15 protein-coding genes and 1 tRNA gene are annotated in these 19,664 nt (G+C 44.7%); 8 read left to right on the top strand and 8 right to left on the bottom strand.

Features of this window, described 5'->3' with window-relative positions; all coding sequences use genetic code 11:
- Positions 1-142 precede the first annotated feature (142 nt).
- The 3 genes from NXS09_RS03695 to tsaE form a co-directional block, all read right to left on the bottom strand.
- On the bottom strand, positions 143-1,078 hold the full coding sequence (locus NXS09_RS03695) for a TraB/GumN family protein (protein ID WP_259291202.1): 936 nt from the start codon (positions 1,076-1,078) through the stop codon (positions 143-145).
- A gap of 68 nt (positions 1,079-1,146) precedes the next feature.
- A complete protein-coding gene (locus NXS09_RS03700) occupies positions 1,147-2,412 on the bottom strand; it encodes an N-acetylmuramoyl-L-alanine amidase (protein WP_259291203.1) in 1,266 nt (421 codons plus the stop codon).
- Positions 2,400-2,870, bottom strand: coding sequence for a tRNA (adenosine(37)-N6)-threonylcarbamoyltransferase complex ATPase subunit type 1 TsaE (gene tsaE, locus NXS09_RS03705; protein WP_259291204.1), 471 nt, complete (start codon positions 2,868-2,870; stop codon positions 2,400-2,402). Before tsaE ends, NXS09_RS03700 begins: the two co-directional genes overlap by 13 nt.
- A gap of 232 nt (positions 2,871-3,102) precedes the next feature.
- Between tsaE and murI the strand changes: the two genes are divergently transcribed.
- The 4 genes from murI to NXS09_RS03725 all read left to right on the top strand — a co-directional run bounded on the left by murI (position 3,103) and on the right by NXS09_RS03725 (position 6,873).
- Entirely contained in the window at positions 3,103-3,912 is an 810-nt protein-coding gene (gene murI, locus NXS09_RS03710; protein ID WP_259291319.1) for a glutamate racemase, read from the top strand.
- A gap of 442 nt (positions 3,913-4,354) precedes the next feature.
- Entirely contained in the window at positions 4,355-6,427 is a 2,073-nt protein-coding gene (locus NXS09_RS03715) for a carbon starvation CstA family protein (protein ID WP_259291205.1), read from the top strand.
- 13 nt (positions 6,428-6,440) lie between these two features.
- A complete protein-coding gene (locus NXS09_RS03720; RefSeq protein WP_259291320.1) occupies positions 6,441-6,623 on the top strand; it encodes a YbdD/YjiX family protein in 183 nt (60 codons plus the stop codon).
- Between the two features lie 174 nt (positions 6,624-6,797).
- Positions 6,798-6,873 (top strand) — tRNA-Asn (locus tag NXS09_RS03725).
- Positions 6,874-7,174: 301 nt separating this feature from the next.
- Here the strand turns inward: NXS09_RS03725 and NXS09_RS03730 are convergent.
- The 4 genes from NXS09_RS03730 to NXS09_RS03745 form a co-directional block, all read right to left on the bottom strand.
- A complete protein-coding gene (locus NXS09_RS03730) occupies positions 7,175-7,855 on the bottom strand; it encodes a Fe2+-dependent dioxygenase (RefSeq protein ID WP_259291206.1) in 681 nt (226 codons plus the stop codon).
- A 227-nt stretch (positions 7,856-8,082) separates the two neighbouring features.
- Entirely contained in the window at positions 8,083-10,239 is a 2,157-nt protein-coding gene (locus NXS09_RS03735; RefSeq protein ID WP_259291207.1) for a TonB-dependent receptor, read from the bottom strand.
- A gap of 857 nt (positions 10,240-11,096) precedes the next feature.
- The gene (locus NXS09_RS03740; RefSeq protein WP_259291208.1) at positions 11,097-11,234 is read right to left on the bottom strand and encodes a hypothetical protein; all 138 of its coding nucleotides are present in this window, start codon (positions 11,232-11,234) and stop codon (positions 11,097-11,099) included.
- 40 nt (positions 11,235-11,274) lie between these two features.
- Entirely contained in the window at positions 11,275-13,434 is a 2,160-nt protein-coding gene (locus tag NXS09_RS03745) for a TonB-dependent receptor (protein WP_259291209.1), read from the bottom strand.
- 801 nt (positions 13,435-14,235) lie between these two features.
- On the opposite strand from NXS09_RS03745, the gene NXS09_RS03750 reads away from it, so the two are divergent.
- The gene (locus tag NXS09_RS03750; protein ID WP_259291210.1) at positions 14,236-15,126 is read left to right on the top strand and encodes a pirin family protein; all 891 of its coding nucleotides are present in this window, start codon (positions 14,236-14,238) and stop codon (positions 15,124-15,126) included.
- 189 nt (positions 15,127-15,315) lie between these two features.
- On the opposite strand, the gene NXS09_RS03755 is transcribed toward NXS09_RS03750, so the two are convergent.
- The gene (locus NXS09_RS03755) at positions 15,316-16,275 is read right to left on the bottom strand and encodes a PhoH family protein (RefSeq protein ID WP_259291211.1); all 960 of its coding nucleotides are present in this window, start codon (positions 16,273-16,275) and stop codon (positions 15,316-15,318) included.
- A gap of 480 nt (positions 16,276-16,755) precedes the next feature.
- Between NXS09_RS03755 and NXS09_RS03760 the strand changes: the two genes are divergently transcribed.
- The 3 genes from NXS09_RS03760 to NXS09_RS03770 all read left to right on the top strand — a co-directional run bounded on the left by NXS09_RS03760 (position 16,756) and on the right by NXS09_RS03770 (position 19,646).
- Complete coding sequence (locus tag NXS09_RS03760) at positions 16,756-17,817, top strand: ChuX/HutX family heme-like substrate-binding protein (RefSeq protein WP_259291212.1); 1,062 nt, start codon at positions 16,756-16,758, stop codon at positions 17,815-17,817.
- A gap of 20 nt (positions 17,818-17,837) precedes the next feature.
- Complete coding sequence (locus NXS09_RS03765; RefSeq protein WP_259291213.1) at positions 17,838-18,629, top strand: heme/hemin ABC transporter substrate-binding protein; 792 nt, start codon at positions 17,838-17,840, stop codon at positions 18,627-18,629.
- Positions 18,630-18,701: 72 nt separating this feature from the next.
- Positions 18,702-19,646 (top strand): FecCD family ABC transporter permease, encoded by a 945-nt coding sequence (locus NXS09_RS03770; RefSeq protein WP_259291214.1) that lies wholly within the window; start codon positions 18,702-18,704, stop codon positions 19,644-19,646.
- Positions 19,647-19,664: the final 18 nt, after the last annotated feature.

The following is a 19,664-nucleotide window of genomic DNA, read 5'->3' on the forward strand; positions in this document are numbered from 1 at the left end:
TTATCTTCAGGATATAAGGGGCAGGAAATGTTGCAGGTAAGGTGGCATGATATGGGGGCCGTCTGAATGGTGGAATAGTAGCTGTTGGGTTTTCAGACGGCCTAAAAGAGTATCTTCAAATTATTTTATTCGTAAAGACAGCTTATTGTGATGTCGTAATCAGAATCGGTTCGACTTGGTAGCCACGTAGGCGCAATTGTTGAATCAGGCCTTGTTCGCCGAATAAATGGCCGGAACCGACGGCAACCAAAGAGGGAGCGGCGGGTAATAAATCATCCAGTTTTTTCAACCATTTCTGATTCCGTTCGTTTAATAATTGTTCATGGAAAAAGTATTTCCAAATAACATAATCCTGATGAGGAAGAAATTTTAACAGTTCTTGGTCGTCATTGATTTTTGTCCATATTTTTGTGGCCTGTTGTTGCTCATAGAGGCGAACCAGCATTTCTTGCTCTTTATTGGCATGGTTTTGATGGGTAATCATCATATCCAAACTGCGGATGAGAACATCATCGGGGATGTTGCTCAAATAATAAATGGGTTCCATACGTTCGAGTGAAAGAATGGTTTTGTTGCGCTCTTTCGCTTGCTGAATCAGTAGGTTGTCTATGCCGTAATAAAAAGAATAGCCTTTGGGGGAATAGAGGGTTTGCAGGGTAATCCAAAGCATCCAAGGGCGGATGCGGCTGTCGCCGTTGATGTGAAACGGCGGCTCGTTTTGCCGTGTCATCTCGGCGATGGCGTCCATTCGTTTTTTGCCTAATGTTTCATTGAGGGTTTGTTGGCTGTATGCCAATAATCGAAGTTGTTCGGCTTCATTGCTATGCTGGGGTTGTAATAAATCGTCGGGGTTGGATTCGATAATGAGCTGTCGGCTTTTTTTCAAGGCTTCGAGATAGGGTGGCGGCAGTGTGCTGTTGATTTTGCCGATATGTAGTGTGCCGAGCAGATAGGTATCCGGCTGTCCTTTTTTGGTGGCTTTCCAAAGAAAGGTTTCGGCATCTGGTTTGTTTTGTGCCCATCCGACAGCACTGAAAACAATGAAAAGAATAAAGGTAAAGAGTGTTCTAAGTATCATTATGTATCCGTATTGGATTTAAAAAGCCCTGAGTGTATCAGGGCTGTTTGATTGAGGCCGTCTGAAAGTTATCTGCGTGCCAAGACGGCATTGTTGAGATAGCTTTTCACGCCGTTGGCAATGGCTTGCGCACTTTTTCGACGGAAAGACGAACTGGCCAATAAGCGTGCTTCGGTCGGATTGGAAAGGAAAGCGGTTTCAACCAAAATCGAGGGGATATCGGGTGCACGCAATACGGCAAAGTTGGCTTGGTCGACATGGCCTTTGTGGAGTTTGTTTAATTTGCCTAATTCCGACAATACGTTTTTACCCAATGTCATGCTGTCTTTAATGGTAACGGTTTGAGTCATGTCTAAAATCGCATTGTCAATGCTGCGGTTACCTACTTTTTTCACACCGCCGACTAAGTCGGCATTGTTTTGCGTTTGTGCCAGAAATTTTGCTGCAGAACTGGTGGCGCCGCGGGTGCTGAGGGCATAAACACCGGTTCCGCGTGCGCTCGGATTGGTAAAGGAGTCGGCATGAATGGAAACGAATACGTCTGCTTTCAACTGACGTGCTTTGGCAACGCGTACACCCAACGGGATAAACACATCTTCGTTACGGGTCATATAGGTTTTATAACCGAGCGCTTCCAAGCGTTTTTTGGCTTCGCGGGCAATGGAAAGCACCACGTCTTTTTCACGAAGGCCGCCTTTGCTGATGGCACCGGGGTCTTCGCCGCCATGACCGGGATCCAATACGATAATCGGGCGGCGGTTACGGCGGTTGGGTGTACTGGGCGGTGGTGTATTGACAATGGCAGGGCTGCGGGTTGACGGAGTAGAACTTTTCCCTTGTGAATAATCATTCAGTAATGCCATGAGCGGATCATTGGCTTCAGCCGCTAATGCTGTGGCGGCCGAGGGATATAAATCAATCACCAAACGGTTGCGGAAATTGGCAACGGGGTTAAGGGTGAATACCTGCGGATTGGTGGCCTGTTTTAGGTCGATGACGACACGCACGGTGGTGGCGGTATTCTGTCCGACGCGGATATTTCGGATATAAGGATCATTGCTGCGCACCTTGGAAGACATACTTTGAAGAACATTATTAAGTGATGCGCCTTCGATATCAATCACCAAGCGTGAAGGGTTGTCTAAGGTGAAATGATTGTATTTCAGTGCCTTGGAAGATTCCAAAGTGATGCGCGTATAGGCGTTGGCGGGCCAAATGCGTACGGCAACAAACTGCGGCGGTGCCGCTTTGGCGAATGCCGCTATCGGGGTTAAAGTAAACAATAAGCCTGCGGTGGCTTGGCGGACAATTTGGCGACGTGTTAATTTAACCATATCTCTAAACTTTTCTGGCCTTGTTCGGTATGAGCAAAGATTGTGCATTGGCGGCCTGTGCCGGTATGGGATAATGTAATGGTAAGGTCGGCATGCGGAACAAAAGTTCCGCCTTGTTGCGGCCATTCAATCAACGAAATACTGCTAGCGGTAAACATATCGTCCAAGCCGGCGTCTTCCCATTCTTCAGGCGAAGTAAAACGATAAAGGTCGAAATGATTAAGGGAAACGGCGTTGGGCAAAGGATAGGTTTCTACTATGTTATAAGTAGGACTTTTCACCGCACCGTTATAACCCATACCGCGCAATAGGCCGCGGGCAAATGTGGTTTTGCCGGCACCCAAATCGCCTTGCAAATAAACCACCAACGGCGGTTTGATGCTTGAGCCCCAGCCTGCGCCTAATTCTAACGTAGCATCTTCATCGGGCAGAAAGCGGGTAATCTGTTCGGGTTGCATGGTTTGTTCGTGCGTGGTGTCAATATGTTAAGTCTGTATTATGCTGGAATTTAAGAGGCTTGGAAACCTTATTGCTTGAGAAATCAGGTTAAAATAATCGGATTTCGGCTTTTACGCTATATAGTGATACATTTATTTGTGTTGAAACAGTGTACAATTATCAATTGTATTGAAAATAATATTAGGCCGTCTGAAAGGTTTTCAGACGGCCTGAACGGTTAAAAAGTAAATGATGAAAGACAATAAACAACGCCCTATCGGGGTTTTCGATTCGGGTATCGGCGGCCTGACTAATGTACGCGCATTGATGGAACGTCTGCCGATGGAGAATATCGTCTATTTTGGTGATACGGCCCGGGTGCCTTATGGGGTGAAATCCCGTGCCACCATTGAAACGTTTACAGCACAAATTGTTGAGTTTCTGCTTCAACATGAAGTGAAAGCCTTGGTGGTGGCGTGTAATACGATTGCGGCCGTGGCCGTGAATAAGGTTCGGGCGATGGCGGGTAATATGCCGGTATTGGATGTGATTACCGCCGGTGCCGAAGCGGCTTGGCAAACTACCCGTAACGGCCGTATCGGTATTATGGCCACCAGCACGACGGTAAACAGTAATGCTTATGCGCGTGCGATACACAGCCGCAATCCCGCAGCAAGGGTGCAGTCTCAGGCTTGTCCGTTGTTGGTGCCTTTGGTTGAAGAGGGTTGGCTGGATCACGAGGTAACCCGCTTAACGGCACGCGAGTATTTGCGCCCGTTGTTGGCTGAGGATATTGATACGCTGGTATTGGGGTGTACCCATTATCCGTTGCTAAAGCCTTTGCTTAAGGAGGAAGCTCCGGGTGTTTCGTTGGTGGATTCTGCTATTACCACTGCGGAAGCAACCGCCCAATCCCTTATGGCGGCCGGTTTGCTGAATACCGATAATCCGTCGGCGGATTACCGCTTTTATGTGAGCGATATTCCTTTGCGTTTCCGAACCATTGGCGAGCGGTTTTTAGGACGCAGTATGGATCAGATTGAGATGGTTTCATTGGGCTGAATAAGGTAGATAATTATTGTTATATTGAATAGGCCGTCTGAAGGGTTTTCAGACGGCCTTTATTCGTTGGATTGTCCATACTTTTTATAGGGGTATTAATGTTGTTGTTTCGATGTGAACGGAATCGGTTTTTTTAATGTTTTTTATGCTTTCAAAGGGGTATTTGATTTTTCTCAATGCTATTTGAATTTAAGTCGGTTTGCCGATACTCTCAAAGGCGTAACTGTGCTAATCTTTCACATGATTGCTCATGTTACGTCATAATCATTTATATAGGTATTTTCGGTATGGTTTCAGTGTGTAAAGCGCATGTACTTGTCGATTTTTTAATATCTGATTCTCTTTATTCCGAAAAGCCAACCGTCTCTCACTCGCTTATTCTTAACGGAGTAACTTGATCAATCTTTTTCTCTATTTTTTTCAATAATCTTTCGAGGTCTCTATGAAACAGTTAAAAACGTTTCTGATATGGGGCATTGTGGTATTGGTCGGATTAGCATCATTTACCACGCTTGCCATGAGCCGCGGTGAACAAATCAGTGCAGTATGGATGGTGGTGGCCGCCGTTGCTGTTTACTGTATCGCTTACCGCTTTTATAGTCTGTATATTGCCAAGCAGGTTATGGAGTTGGATCCCAACCGTCTGACACCGGCCGAGCGCCATAATGATGGTCTGGACTATGTGCCGACCAGTAAAGGTGTCTTGTTCGGCCACCATTTTGCTGCGATTGCCGGTGCGGGCCCTTTGGTCGGCCCGGTATTGGCCGCACAAATGGGTTATTTGCCCGGCACATTATGGATTATTTTCGGTGTGGTATTTGCCGGTGCCGTTCAAGATATGATGGTCTTGTTTGTTTCCATGCGCCGTGACGGTAAATCACTCGGCGATATTGTGAAGCAAGAGCTTGGTACAACCGCCGGTTTGATTGCCTCTATCGGTATTTTGATGATTATGGTCATCATTATGGCTGTGTTGGCATTAATCGTGGTGAAAGCTTTGGTACATAGCCCGTGGGGTACGTTCACCATTGCGGCGACAATGCCAATTGCCTTGTTTATGGGTATCTATACGCGTTATATCCGTCCGGGGAAAATCGGTGAAATTTCTATTGTCGGCTTTATCTTGTTGATGCTGGCGGTTGTCTATGGTGAAGATGTTGCCCATAGCTCTTTCGGTCATTTCTTTGATTTAGACGGTGTTCAATTAACTTGGGCCATTATGATCTACGGCTTTGTGGCATCTGTTTTGCCGGTATGGTTATTGCTCACTCCGCGTGATTATCTGTCTACTTTCTTAAAAATCGGTACTATTATGGCGTTGGCAATCGGTATTTTGATTGTGAGCCCGTCTTTGCAAATGCCTGCCGTAACCAAATTTATTGATGGTACCGGCCCGGTATTCTCTGGCGCACTGTTCCCGTTCTTATTTATTACCATTGCCTGTGGTGCGGTTTCAGGCTTCCATGCGCTGATTTCTTCCGGTACGACACCGAAAATGTTGGAAAACGAAACCCATGTTCGTGTGATCGGTTATGGCGGTATGTTGATGGAAAGCTTTGTGGCAATTATGGCTTTGGCAGCCGCTACTTCGCTCGAGCCGGGTGTTTATTTCGCTATGAACAGCCCCGCTGCATTAATCGGTACCGATGCGGCACAAGCTGCTCAGGTAATTACCAACCAACTCGGTTTCCCGGTAACCGCCGATACCTTATTGCATACGGCTAGAGAAGTGGGTGAAAATACCATTCTTTCCCGTGCCGGCGGTGCACCGACTTTGGCCGTAGGTATGGCCCATATTATGAGCCGGTTGATTCCGGGTGAAGCCATGATGGCATTCTGGTATCACTTTGCGCTTTTATTCGAAGCATTGTTTATTCTGACTGCGGTAGATGCAGGTACCCGTGTTTCCCGTTTTATGATTCAAGACTTGGGTAGTATTTTCTATAAACCTTTCGGCAATACGGACTCTATTCCTGCCAACTTAATCGCTACTTTCTTGGCAGTTGCATTATGGGGTTATTTCCTTTATACCGGTGTGACAGACCCTCTGGGTGGTATTAACTCGCTATGGCCGTTATTCGGTATTGCCAACCAAATGTTGGCAGGGGTTGCATTGGTTATGTGTTCGGTTGTTTTGGTAAAAATGAAACGCGAACGTTATATATGGGTTCCCCTGATTCCTTCTGTCTTAGTGCTGTTTGTTACCTGTTATGCAGGGTTGCAAAAACTCTTCCACGGCGATCCGAGAATCAGCTTTTTAGCACATGCGGCCAGATTTAATGATGCTGCCGGTCGAGGCGAAATTTTGTCACCGGCTAAAGACTTGGAAGAGATGGGGCGGATTGCATTTAATGATTATGTAAACTCCGGTTTAACTGTACTGTTCCTCTTGGTGGTTGTTATTGTGGCCGTATACGGCTTGAAAATGGCTTTAAGTGCGCGTAAAGTAGGTTGGCCTACAGCCAAAGAAGTACCGCCTGTTTACCGCAACGAGGTTCAACAAAATGAGTCGTAATAGATTAAGCCGTATGAAGGATATTTGGAAAACCGTACGATTGACGACGGGTTTGATGGTTGGTGTGCCCGACTATGAAAACTATGTGGCACGTCAACGTAAAAATAATCCTAATGCGCCTGTAATGACTAAATTACAGTTTCAGGATTATTGTAGCAAACGACGTTGCGGTTCTTCCGGCGGACGGTGTTGTTAATACTCTGATCAAAAGCTGCCTGTTTCAAATAGGCAGCTTTTTTATAAGTTTGAAAGCTTATTAAATAAAGAACAAAATAAATATAATTTAAATTCAGCCTTCTATAAATTATCTAAAAAATCTTGCTATAAAACCGTTGACACAAATTATTCTGCGGCTATAATAGCGACTTCTTCCCCGATAGCTCAGTCGGTAGAGCGACGGACTGTTAATCCGCAGGTCCCTGGTTCGAGCCCAGGTCGGGGAGCCAAATTCCAAAGCCTAAACAAATGTTTAGGCTTTTTTCTTTATCGAAAATAATTCAATAATATATCCGATTGTACGGGTTTAAATGATGGAGGTATTGGTTAGATAGTTCTCTGTGTTTATATATAAGTTATATAATATTTTTTGCTTGAGAATTAAGATAATCAACATCTCTTGATTTGCACAAAATTTTACCGATACGCATAAATAAATCCCCTGAATATTTAGTGTTCGGGGGATTTATTTATCAGACATTGCTTCGGGTGCATACATAAATAGAAATATTTAAACTGGTTGGTTTGTCATTACATATCGGCCCATTGTCTGAGGAGGTTATGATACACGCCGGTCAGCAATATAGATTCGTCTGTTTCACCGTATTGGGCGCGTATGGAGGTAATGGCGCGATCCATATCGAATAACATGGTGCGTTTTTCATCGCTGGGAATCATAGATTGCGTCCAAAAGAAGCTGGCAACGCGTTGCCCTTGTGTAACCGGAGTAACATGGTGCAGGCTGGTGGCGGGGTAAACAATCATATCACCGGCAGCGAGTTTGACACTGTGGCTGCCGTAATTGTCTTCAATAACCAATTCGCCGCCTTCGTATTCGTCGGGCTCGTTAAGAAACAGGGTGCTGGAAACATCGGTACGAACCCACTGTTGGGTATAAGGGTCTTGGCGGATGGCGTTATCGATATGGTTGCCGAAGTTTTGACCGGCCCGGTAACAGTTCACCAACGGGGGAAACACCGTATGGGGAAGGGTGGCGGAAAAGAATTCGGCATTACGCAATACGGCACTTTTGACCAGTTCGGCCATAGCCATTCCGGTTTCACTGGTTTGGGGCAGTTGCAGGTTGTTTTTAACCTGTCCGGATTGTTTGCCTGCGGTGATTTTGCCATCGCTCCACGGAGCATCTGCCAACAGGTTTTGTGCATACGCCAATTCTTCGGCGGTCAATACGTTTTCAATATGCAGTAGCATGATGATGTTCCTTACTGGTTTGAACTTCTTCCGATTGTTTAATCAGATTCCGGTTAAAACATTAGATTAGATAGGCCGTCTGAAAAGGTTGCCGCTATCCGGTTATTTTCAGACGGCCTATTGCTATGAAGTAAACCGGTTCGACAGTTTGGTTAGGGATAAATTGGTATGGATTTTATCACTGTCCAACGTATGCCGAACCGGTTTTTCATAAGGTTACATCTGATTTAGAATTTATAACCGAATGTAGCCAATATGGTGCGGCGGTCACCTGTGAATACATGAGGACGCAAACCGGACGAGAAGTATTTTTTGTCAAACAGGTTGTTGACATTCAACTGGGCACGGTAGTTGCGGTTTTCATAGCTGGCCATTGCATCAACCACGGTATAAGACGGCAGTTTTTGCAATAAGTCCGGCCCATAGGTGTGGCGTTTGCCCACATAGCGTACACCCAAACCGGTATTGATTTCGTCGGTGACGCGGTAGTTTGCCCATGCATTGGCGGTAACCTTGGCGGCCGCTTCCGGGAAATGACCATTCAGTTGGAAGGTTGTCGGGTCGTCGGCCTTCATTTTACCGTTGCTGAGCACCACATTACCGATTAAGTTGAGGCGGTCGGTAATACGGCCGGCCACTTCTGCATCCAAACCATAGACTTTCACTTCGTCAATAAAGCCGTCGTTGCGGACATATTGTTGGGTTTTACGGGTATGGAACAGGGCGGCATTCACTGTTAATGTGTCGTCAAAGAAAGAATTTTTGGTACCGACTTCAAACGTACGGGTTCTTTCCGGAGCGGCAACCAATTGAGTTGCGTCCAAAGTCGCTGCCGCACCTGTTACACGGAAGGTAACCGGAGTAGCGGATGTCGCATAAGTGGCATAAACATTATGACCGGGTTGGTAATCCCAAATCAGGCTGCCGGTGTAAGTCCATAGGCCGTCTGAACGGGAAACTTCTGCAGCATTCGGGGCTTGACTCTTCGTTTTGATATGGTTGTAGCGTACACCGGCAATGGCTTTAACGGTTGGTGTCAGCTCGATAATGTCGTTTACGCCAACGCCAACGGTATTGGTTTTAACGGTAGTCGCAGATAAGGGATCACGCACATAAGTCACATTGCCGGGAACAAAGGTGCCGGTAGCAATATTGTAGGGCAGACCGTCATTGCGTGATGCAGGGGTGCCATTAATAGAGAATGTAGTGCTGGGTCTGTAGCTATCACGTTTCTCTTGGATCAATTCCAAGCTGGTTAACAGGTCATGCTTAATACCGCCCGTATCGAATTTATAGTTGAAATTCGTCAGGTTGCTCCATGTATCTGCATCATATCTAACATTTTTGTAGTCACCGAAATTACGGCGCACTTCGGTTCCGTCGGCATTCAGGCGAGGAGCCAATGCTAAATAATCATATTTTGTTTTGTTGTAGCGTAACGTATTGTCAATGGTGGCATTTTCATTGAATTTATGCGTCAGTTTGGCTGTTGCCACATGGTTACGGCTTTTCTCGAAATCAATGCCGGCATAACCGATATTTTTATCGAAATAACGATCGTCGGCTACGGCGGTTGTCGGGCCGGTGCTGCGATAGGTTACACCTAAATCGGGGAAGTTATCGTCTTTGGTATATTTATAGCTTAAGTCAAGTCGGGTATCTCCGCTTAAACCGATAGAGACGGTAGGCGCGATACCGAATTTTTTCGCATCGGCGGGTTTACGGAAGGAATCTTTGTCTTCACCCATAATATTCAAACGAACGGCTACATTGTCGTTGAATGCATGGTTGAAGTCGCCGGTAATGCGTTTATAGCTGCGGTTACCGAATCCGATGGCAACATCACCGCCCGTGCCGAGATAAGGCATTTTACTGGCTTGGTTGATAACACCGCCTGCGGCACCGCGGCCGAATAAGATACCGGCACTGCCTTTGAGCACTTCGATATGGTCGGTGTTGAAGGTATCGCTATTGAATTCGGTAGAAGAACCACGGATACCGTCTTCGTACACATCACCGCCGGCATGGAAACCACGGATAATCGGTACTTCTTTTTGACCGCCTTCACCGGCTTGGAAGGTAATACCGGCATTTTTCAATGCATCTTTCAGATCGGAAGTGGCTTGGTCTTTCATCACCTGACGGTTAATAACCGTTGCACTTTGCGGGATTTCCTGTATGTCCTGCAAGCGTTTGCCGATAGTGGTATCCGGTGCTTTATAACCGCTGCGGATAGGTCTGTTATCGCGGACATCAACGGTTCCAAGTTCTGCTGTGGAATCTGCCGCTAAGGCCGGGTTCATAGCGGCTGCCAGCAGGCCGACACCTAAAGCCATAGAGCTCTTTCGAGTACTGGTTAAGATTACATTGGTTTTTTTCTTCATAGAAATAAACTCCTGATGCGTTTAATGGAATAAACATACGGACGACAACATCATATAAAACAAAATAAAAAATCAATATAAAGTAGATTTTTTACATTATTCCCATTGTTATTGTTTGGCTTATTATTTTCATAATAAACTTTTAAATACAAATGAAAATCCTTATCATTTTATTTACAGTCAAAAAAACAGTCAATGGTGTTATTAAAGATATTTTTTAACTAAATGATTAATTTGATTATTTATTGTCTGAGCGATAGATTGTGTATTTTTCGGTATGATTATAGTGGTTTGAATTGGTATTGATGTGTAAACCAATACTTGCATATGTTTAACTTAATATTAATTTTTTAACAAAAAATAAAATTTAAAAATTATTTTTAGCAGTGTTAATTAATTTAGTAGTAAATTATTTATATAGTTTTTTTTTAAATTGATATGTTAATGTTAAGTTGTATTTGATGGCGTCTAAAAAAATCACCTGTCCGTTAATGGTCAGGGATTCTTTCAAATGGTTTGTTTAAATAAGCGTTGCTTTGAGTGATATCTAATAGATATGGGGTAGTTGGTTGTTTGCCTACATATCGGTCTGCTGTTGGATAAGGAAGGGCGGTATTATCGATATGGTTGCCGAAGTTTTGACCGGCCCGATAATAGTTCGTCAACGGGGGAACACCGTATGGGGCAGGGTGGCGGAAAAATTCGGCATTATGCAATAAGGCATTTTGACCAGTTTGGCCATAGCTATTCCGGTTTCGCTGGTTTGGGGCAGTTGCAGGTTGTTTTTTTACTACCTGCCCGGAGCATCTGCCAACAGGTTTTGTGTATATGCCAATTCTTGTTTAATCTGATTCCGGTTAAAACATCAGATTAGATAGGCCGTCTGAAAAGGTTGCCGCTATCCAGTTGTTTTCAGACGGCCTATTGCTATGAAGTAAACCGGTTCGGCATACGTTGGATAGGGATAAATCGGTATGGATTTTATCACTATCCAACGTATGCCGAACCGGTTTTTCATAAGGCTACATCTGATGTTTAGAATTTATAACCGAATGTAGCCAATATGGTGCGGCGCTCACCCGGGAAAGCATGCGGGCGGATACCGGATTCGAAATATTTTTTATCAAACAAGTTGTTCACGTTCAGCTGTGCACGATAGTTACGGTTTTCATAGCTGACCATGGCGTCTACTAAGGTATACGACGGCAGTTTTTGTAATATGTTAGGATCATAGGTATAACGTTTACCAACGTAACGTATGCCCAAACCGGTATTGATGTCGTTGGTTACCCGATAGTTGGCCCACATATTAGCCGTAACTTTGGCGGCTGCTTCGGGGAATTTGTCGTTCAGTTGGAATGTTGCCGGATCATCTGCTCTCACTTTACCGTTGCTGATTACAACATTACTGATTAAGTTGAGGCGGTCGGTAATGCGTCCGGTCACACCGGCATCCAGACCGTAAACTTTTACTTCGTCAGCAAAGCCGGCGTTGCGGACATATTGGTTGGTTTTACGCGTATGGAACAGGGCGGCGTTGACGGTCAGCGCATCGTCAAAGAAAGAATTCTTGGTACCGATTTCAAATGTACGGGTTCTTTCCGGAGCGGAAACCAGTTGGGAGGGGTCCAAGCTGGCCCAGGCACCTATGACGCGGAAAGTGACCGGCATGGCAGATGTTGAATAGGTGGCATAAACATTACGACCGGGTAGGTAGTCCCAAATCAGGCTGCCGGTATAAGTCCATAAATTGTCCGAACGGGAAACCTCTTGGCCGTCGGTTGCCGCTCTATTTTTTGTTTTAATATGGTTATAACGCACGCCGGCAACGGCTTTGACAGTCGGCGTCAGCTCGATAATATCGCTTACGCCGAGCCCGACGGTATTGGTTTTGGTTACGGTAGGTTCTACCGGAAGGCGCATGTGGGTAACATTGCCGGGCGCAAAAGTACCAGTGGCAATATTATAAGGCAGACCGTCACTCAGTGCGGCCGGATTGCCGTCGATAGTGAAAACATGGGCAGGTCTGTAGGTATCACGTTTTTCACGTATCAATTCCAATGTGGTTAACAGATCATGTTTGATGCCGCCCGTATCGAATTTATAGTTGAAATTCGTTAGGTTGCTCCATGTGTCGGCATTATAAATAATGGTTTTGTAATCACTGAAAATACGGCGTACTTGGGTTCCGTCGGGATTCAGGCGCGGAGCCATGGTAAAAGAGTCGAATTTTGTTTTGCTGTAGCGCAACGTATTGTCAATACTGGCATTGTCATTAAATTTATGTGTCAGTTTGGCTGTTGCTACCTGATTGTAGCTCTTCTCAGACTCAAGACCGGGATAACCTATATTGGTATTGAAATAACGATCATCGGCTACGGCCGTTGCCGGTCCGGTTCTTCGATAAGTCACACCTAAATCTGGCGTGTTGTCTTCTTTTATATATTTGTAACCTAAATCGAGTCGGGTATCTCCGCTTAAACCGAAGGAGACAGTAGGTGCGATACCGAATTTTTTAGTATCGACAGGTTTACGGAAAGAGTCTCTGCCTTCGCCCATAATATTCAAACGAACGGCTACGTTGTCGTTGAATGCATGATTGTAGTCGCCGGTAAAACGTTTATAACTGCGGCTACCGAAACCGACGGCAACATCACCGCCGGTTCCTAAATAAGGCATTTTGCTGACTTGGTTGATGACACCGCCTCCTACCCCGCGGCCGAATAAGATACCGGCACTGCCTTTGAGTACTTCGACATGATCGGTATTGAAGGTATCAGTGTTAAACTGAGCAGAAGAGCCGCGCATACCGTCTTCAAACACGTCGCCCCCGGCATGGAAGCCACGGATAATCGGAACCTCTGCCTGACCGCCTTCACCTGCTTGGAAAGTAATACCGGCATTTTTTAATGCACTTTTAAGATCGGAGGTTGCTTGGTCTTTCATTAATTGTTGGTTGATGACGGTTGCACTTTGTGGAATTTCCTGTACATCCTGTAAGCGTTTGCCGATGGTGGTATCCGGCGCTTCATAACCACTGCGGATAGGTCTGTTATCGCGGACATTAATAGTTCCAAGTTCTGTTGTGGAATCTGCCGCCAAGGCCGGGTTCATAGTGGCTGCCAGTAAGCCGACACCTAAAGCCATGGAGTTTTTACGGGTGCTGGTTATTATTACATGTGTTTTTTTCTTCATGGGGCTAGTCTCCTGGTGTGTAATGAAATAAACATATTGATAACAACACACAAAATCGAATTAAAATTTAATTGATTCACTTTCTATTTCCATCTTTATTTTTACGATTTATTATCATCATAATAAACTTCATGTGAAAATAAAAATCTTTATCATATTAATCTGAGTAAAAATGTTAGTCAATTATTTTAGAATTAATTTTTCTTTAATAGTATGATTTAATTATATATTTATTTTTATTTATATAATAATTATATTTATTATCAATAACAGTATTAAATATATGTTAATTTTTTATAAGTTTTTTAAGTTAATTTATTTCATTTTCTTTTTAATTATATTAATAAGTTAATGATATGTTATATACTCCAATATGATTTTTCATAAAAATAAAAAATGAACGGTACATTTTTTAAGACTTACAGTGGATTTCATAGTATTTCCACAAAGTACAATTCGGCTAATACCAAAAATATTTTTGCGTATAGCCTTGTGCTATGTTGTTTTTGAAGTATCGGATACGATTTCGGGGCACATTTTGTTTTTAAATTTTTTAAATGCTGAAAACGATAATTTATCGCATATATTAGATTTTCCAGAGTTTTAACTCGAAAATTTTTCTAGATCTTGATGTTAATTTTATATATTTAAATCATTGACTTATCGTTAATTTTAATGATTTCGGCGGATAAACCACTTGTTTAATAAGATTCCGGATATATGTTAGACGCAATACTAGAGAGCCGTTTAATAGGCTGATAATTAATCAGTAACGAATACATACCATTTTAGGAGATAATTATGACAAATATTGTGAAAAATGATGTGGTTGTGAAACAATCCCGTCAAATTGAATTCTTATATGCAGGTGTGGAAACGCAAGATGGTGCAGGTGTAAAACTTACCCGTGTATTAACCCATCAATTACAAAAACGTTTAGACCCGTATTTGATGTTGGACAACTTCAAAAGTGATAACCCTGACGATTATATTGCCGGTTTCCCCAGCCACCCGCACCGTGGATTTGAAACCATCACTTATATGATAACCGGACGTATGCGTCATAAAGACAGTGCCGGTCATGAAGGTTTATTGGAAAATGGCGGTGTTCAATGGATGACGGCGGCAAGAGGTGTTATCCATTCAGAACTGCCGGAACAAGAAGATGGTGAAATGGACGGCTTCCAACTTTGGTTGAACCTGCCTGCTAAAGATAAAATGAAAGATCCTTGGTACAGAGATTTCCAAAGTGCAGACCTGCCTAAATTTGAAACTGAAAATGGTACTAAAGTAACCGTGATTGCCGGTGAATCAAATGGTGTTCAAGGCGCGGTAACGCGTGAAGTAACGGAACCTAACTATTTGGATATCCATTTGCCGGCAGGTGCAACGTTCAAACATAACATTCCGGCAGACCACAATGGCTTCCTCTTTATATATGAAGGCAGTGCGACTGTTGCAGGTCAAAAATTACCGATTAAACATATGGCCGTCTTAAAAAATGATGACAATGCCGACGGTATTGTTATTGAAGCTGATAAAGATCAGGCAACTAAACTGATTCTTGTTACCGGCCGCCCATTAAACGAACCTATTGTTCAATACGGCCCGTTTGTGATGAACAAAGAACAAGAAATCGTTCAAGCAATGAGAGACTATCAAAGTGGTCAGTTTGGTGAAACTGCCGCTTAATCGGATAACACGCTAATATAAATTTATCCCTTTGAATTCGATTGGATTCAAGGGGATAAATTTAAAAAAAGAGAGTAAAACGCATCGGTGTGTTTTACTCTCTTTTATTGTTGAATACACGATGAATTCTTATCAATAAAACTTTACGCAAGCAGTCAGCCTGCTTTGAAAACAGATAGGTTAGGAACGTTATGCTTCCGCTTCATCCGCCGCATCGTAAGCTTCGACAATTTTTTGTACCAACGGATGTCGCACAACGTCTTCACTGGTGAAAGTGTGGAAATATAAGCCTTCGATTCCGGCCAGTTTTTCTTTGGCATCTTTTAAACCGGATTTGATATTGCGCGGTAAGTCGATTTGACTGATATCGCCGGTAATTACGGCTTTGGCACCGAATCCGATACGGGTTAGGAACATTTTCATTTGTTCGGGCGTGGTGTTTTGTGCTTCATCAAGAATCACATAGGCGCCGTTGAGTGTACGGCCGCGCATATAGGCAAGCGGGGCGATTTCGATTAGGCCTTTTTCGAGCAGTTTACCGACGCGGTCGAACCCCATTAAATCATAAAGTGCATCGTAAAGCGGGCGCAGGTAGGGATCGACTTTTTGTGCTAAATCTCCCGGCAGAAAGCCGAGTTTTTCACCGGCTTCAACGGCGGGGCGGACGAGGATAATACGTTCGATTTGGTGTTTTTCCATCGCATCGACGGCGGCGGCAACAGCTAGATAGGTTTTGCCCGTACCGGCAGGCCCTAAACCGAACACAATATCATGGTTGAGTAGGGCGCGGATATAGCCGTTTTGACGGGGTGTCCGCCCGCCGATACTGCCGCGTTTGGTACGCAGATAATATTGTTGATCGTGGTGCTTTTCTTGGTGCTGTTCATCGGCGGTTTTGGCTTCGACGGCGGCAAGCCGGATATCGTTGTCTTCCAAGTCGCGTTTTTCGGCAAGTCCGGCCAGTGCAATGAGGGCGCGGCGGCCGGCATGTGCCAATTCGCCTAAAAAAGTAAAGTTGGAAAAACGTCGGCTGATTTCAATATCCAGCGCTTGGGCGAGGGTGTTGAGGTTGTGGTCGAGTGCGCCGCATAAGCGTTGCAATACGGTATTGTCGATATCATCGAATTGAAGGTGAACGGTGTGGGTCATGCGGTTTTTATATTTCTCATAAAATTAAAAATAGATATATGCGTTATAAGGTTTAAGTGTGGAAAAATCAAGGCCGTCTGAAAAATTTCCTGTCGATTGAATAGATTATTAATCTTTGATGGGTAATGCATTCGTGCCTATGACGAATAATTTAGGAAAATTTTGTTTAATCATGCCATGCCGAGTTGGATTTTGTGCTATAAATACCCTGTTATTAAATACAAATCATTATCAAGAGCTATTGTTCTATTTTTAGGGTTTTGCAATAGTGATGATAATGGTTTAATGATTTCTTTGTCGTATCCGGTTTGATAGCGGATGGCAGTATTTTGCCCGTGCAGATTGTGATATTGGCAAGGATAAAGATAATGTGTTTCAGACGGCCCATTATTATGTCATTTTTATGTTAAATGCTATATGGTGCTTGTGCAGCATAAGAGGCCGTCTGAAATAATAGATGTAAAAGAAAAGGAAAAACTAATGGCGAATCTCTGGCAACAATACCAAGAGAATAAGGCAAATAAACAAGGTATGTATTTTCCGCGTGAGGCTGCGGCTGATTTAGGTGTGAGCGAAGGTGAATTAATGGCCGATGCGCCTAAAACGGTTTATTTGGGCGGTAAGTCTAATGTGCGCGGTATTGTGTTGAAATTGCATACGTTGGGGCAGATACAGAGTATTGTCCGCAACAGTCTTTGCGTACATGAAAAACAGGGTCTATATGAAAATGTGAGCATATCCGAAAGTTCGGGTATTGCAGTGAACCCGGGCGGTATCGATCTGCGTATTTTCGCCAGCCGTTGGCATCATGTGTTGGCGGTGGAAAGTGTGGGCGAACATGGCAAAGTAAGCCGTTCGATTCAATTCTATGATGAGTTTGGTACGGCACTTCAAAAGGTTTTTTTAATTGAAGAAAACAAGGATGCCGAATGGCATGCTTTTATCGAAGCGTTTAAAACGGCTGACAAACCGGTATTTCAGAAGGGTGAATTGCCTGAAGTATCCATGCCCCGATTGGCTGAAGGGCATGAAAAAGCCTTTCAGGAGCGTTGGAATGAGCTGAAGGATGTGCATCATTTTAATGGTATTCTGGAAACATTCGGTATCGACCGTCAGGAATCATACCGTCATGCCCCGCCCGGCGGAGCCAAGCAGGTCGGCGTGGAAGTTTGGCAGGCGGCACTGGAAGCAGTGCGGGATAAAGGCATGGAAATTATGATTTTTTCGGGCAACCGCGGTATCGTGCAGATTCAAACCGGCAAAGTTCATAATGTTGTTCGTGCCCGTGGTTATTTGAATGTACTCGATGGTAAAGAAGAAGGCTTCAGCATGCATTTGAAAGATGATGAAATCGTTGAAAGCTGGATTGTGCGCCGTCCGACACGCGATGGCTTTATTACCTGTATCGAGGGTTTCGACAGCCGCCGTAAAACGGTGATTCAGTTGTTTGGTAAACGTAAAGAAGGTGAAACGGAACAAGCGGTATGGCGTGAAATAACCGATGCGTTATGGCAGGGGCCGTCTGAAACCGATTCAAATTAAAAATTAAAGGATATAAAGAGATGAAAAAAACCATATTTGCTGTTGCCGTTTTATGCGCGGTGCTTCCAACTGCCTATGCGCAACGTATTGTGGTGATGTCGCCCGATGTGACCGATATTGTGGTGGCTTTGGGCGGTACCAATGAGATTGTCGGCCGAGATCAAACGACTCAAAATCCGGCGGTAAAAAATAAGCCGGTTATCGGTATTTACCGCCAATTGAATGTCGAACCGATTATTGCGGCTAAACCGGATTTGGCCATTGGTTCGTGGATGGTTCAGCCTGTCAGTATTTTCGACCGTTTGAAAGGCGTTGGTGTTAATGCAGTGAATGTGGCGCCTAAAGACGATTTGGCTTCTTATCCGCAAGCCATTCGTACCGTAGGCCGGTTAATGAATAAAACGGCGCAAGCCAATGCACTAGCCGGTAAATGGCAGGCACAAATGAAGCAACAGCCGAAAAACGGCAAACGTTATTTATTTAGTTATGACGGCCGCCTTGTTGCCGGTAAAAATACCGCAGCCGATGAAATTATCAGAAGTGCCGGTGGTATTAATGCGGCATCTAACCTTGACGGTATGAAACCGTTGACGCGCGAAGCGTGGATTGCAGCTAAGCCGGATGTGATTATTATCGCCGACCATAATATGAAGCTGGTGGGCAGTGCCAAACAGTTTGCCGCCCGCCCTGAGATAGCCGGAAGCAATGCGGCCAAAAACGGCAAAATCTATTTCTGGAAAGCCAATGATATGTTCCGTTATGGTTTGGATACCCCGCAAGTGGTGCGTAAATTGAACGGGCTGGCAAAATAATACGGCCAGCCGATTCGGAAGGCCGTCTGAAATCATTTCAGACGGCCTTATTGAATTTGGTGGGGATAAATAATGAAAGCTCGAACACTTATTCTCTTATTGATGGTTTCCATTGCGGTTGTTTGGTTTTGCGCCGGTATTGGTTTCGGCGATTGGCAGATGCCGCATGAAATGGATGAAACCATCCGTGCTATCCGTCTGCCGCGGGTAATATCGGCTTTATTGGTCGGGTCGGCTTTGGCGGCGGCCGGTGCGGCTTTGCAGGCATTGTTTGAAAACCCTTTGGCAGACCCTAGTCTGATTGGTACTTCGGGTGGCGCTGCTTTAGGCGTGATTGTGGTACTGGTATTGGGCGGCGGTGCCATCGGCGTACCGTTGGCGGCTTTTTTAGGCGCTTTGGCGGTTTGCTTATTGATTTTGGGCGTGCACCGTTTTATCGGCGGGGGCACATTGGGCTTGTTGGTGTTAGGTTTTGTGTTGAGTGCCTTTTCCGCCGCCATTGTGAGCTTGATTTTGTTTTTGTCGGATGACATGGTGTTGCGTAGTGCGACGGTATGGCTTTCCGGCAGTTTGTCTGAGGCGGGGTTTACTTCGCAATGGTATGCTTTTGCCGTGATGTTGGCTGGTTTGCTGTTATTGGTATTGGTGGGCAAAAAGCTGGATATTCTGATGCTGGGTGAAGAAACTGCGGTGAGTATGGGCATTTCGGTAAACAACGTACGCGTGCAAACGGTGGTGGGTGCGGCTTTGTTAACCGGTGCGGCGGTCTCGCTATCGGGCATTATCGGCTTCCTCGGCATGATGATTCCGAATGTGGTGGCTCAAGCTGTCGGCGGGCGTCGCAGTAAGCTGATTTTGCTTTCGGGCTGGCTCGGTGCGGTTTTCTTGCTGGTGGTGGATAGCGCGGCCAGATGGTTTGCCTATCCGGTGGATCTGCCGGTAGGGATTGTGATTGCTTTATTGGGCGGGCCGTTCTTTATGTGGTTATTTTTAAGGCCGTTGCGTAACCGTTTATAAGGTCTGTTGAATAAAAAT

This window comes from Neisseria montereyensis, from assembly GCF_024834045.1.
Classification (GTDB): Bacteria; Pseudomonadota; Gammaproteobacteria; order Burkholderiales; family Neisseriaceae; genus Neisseria; species Neisseria montereyensis.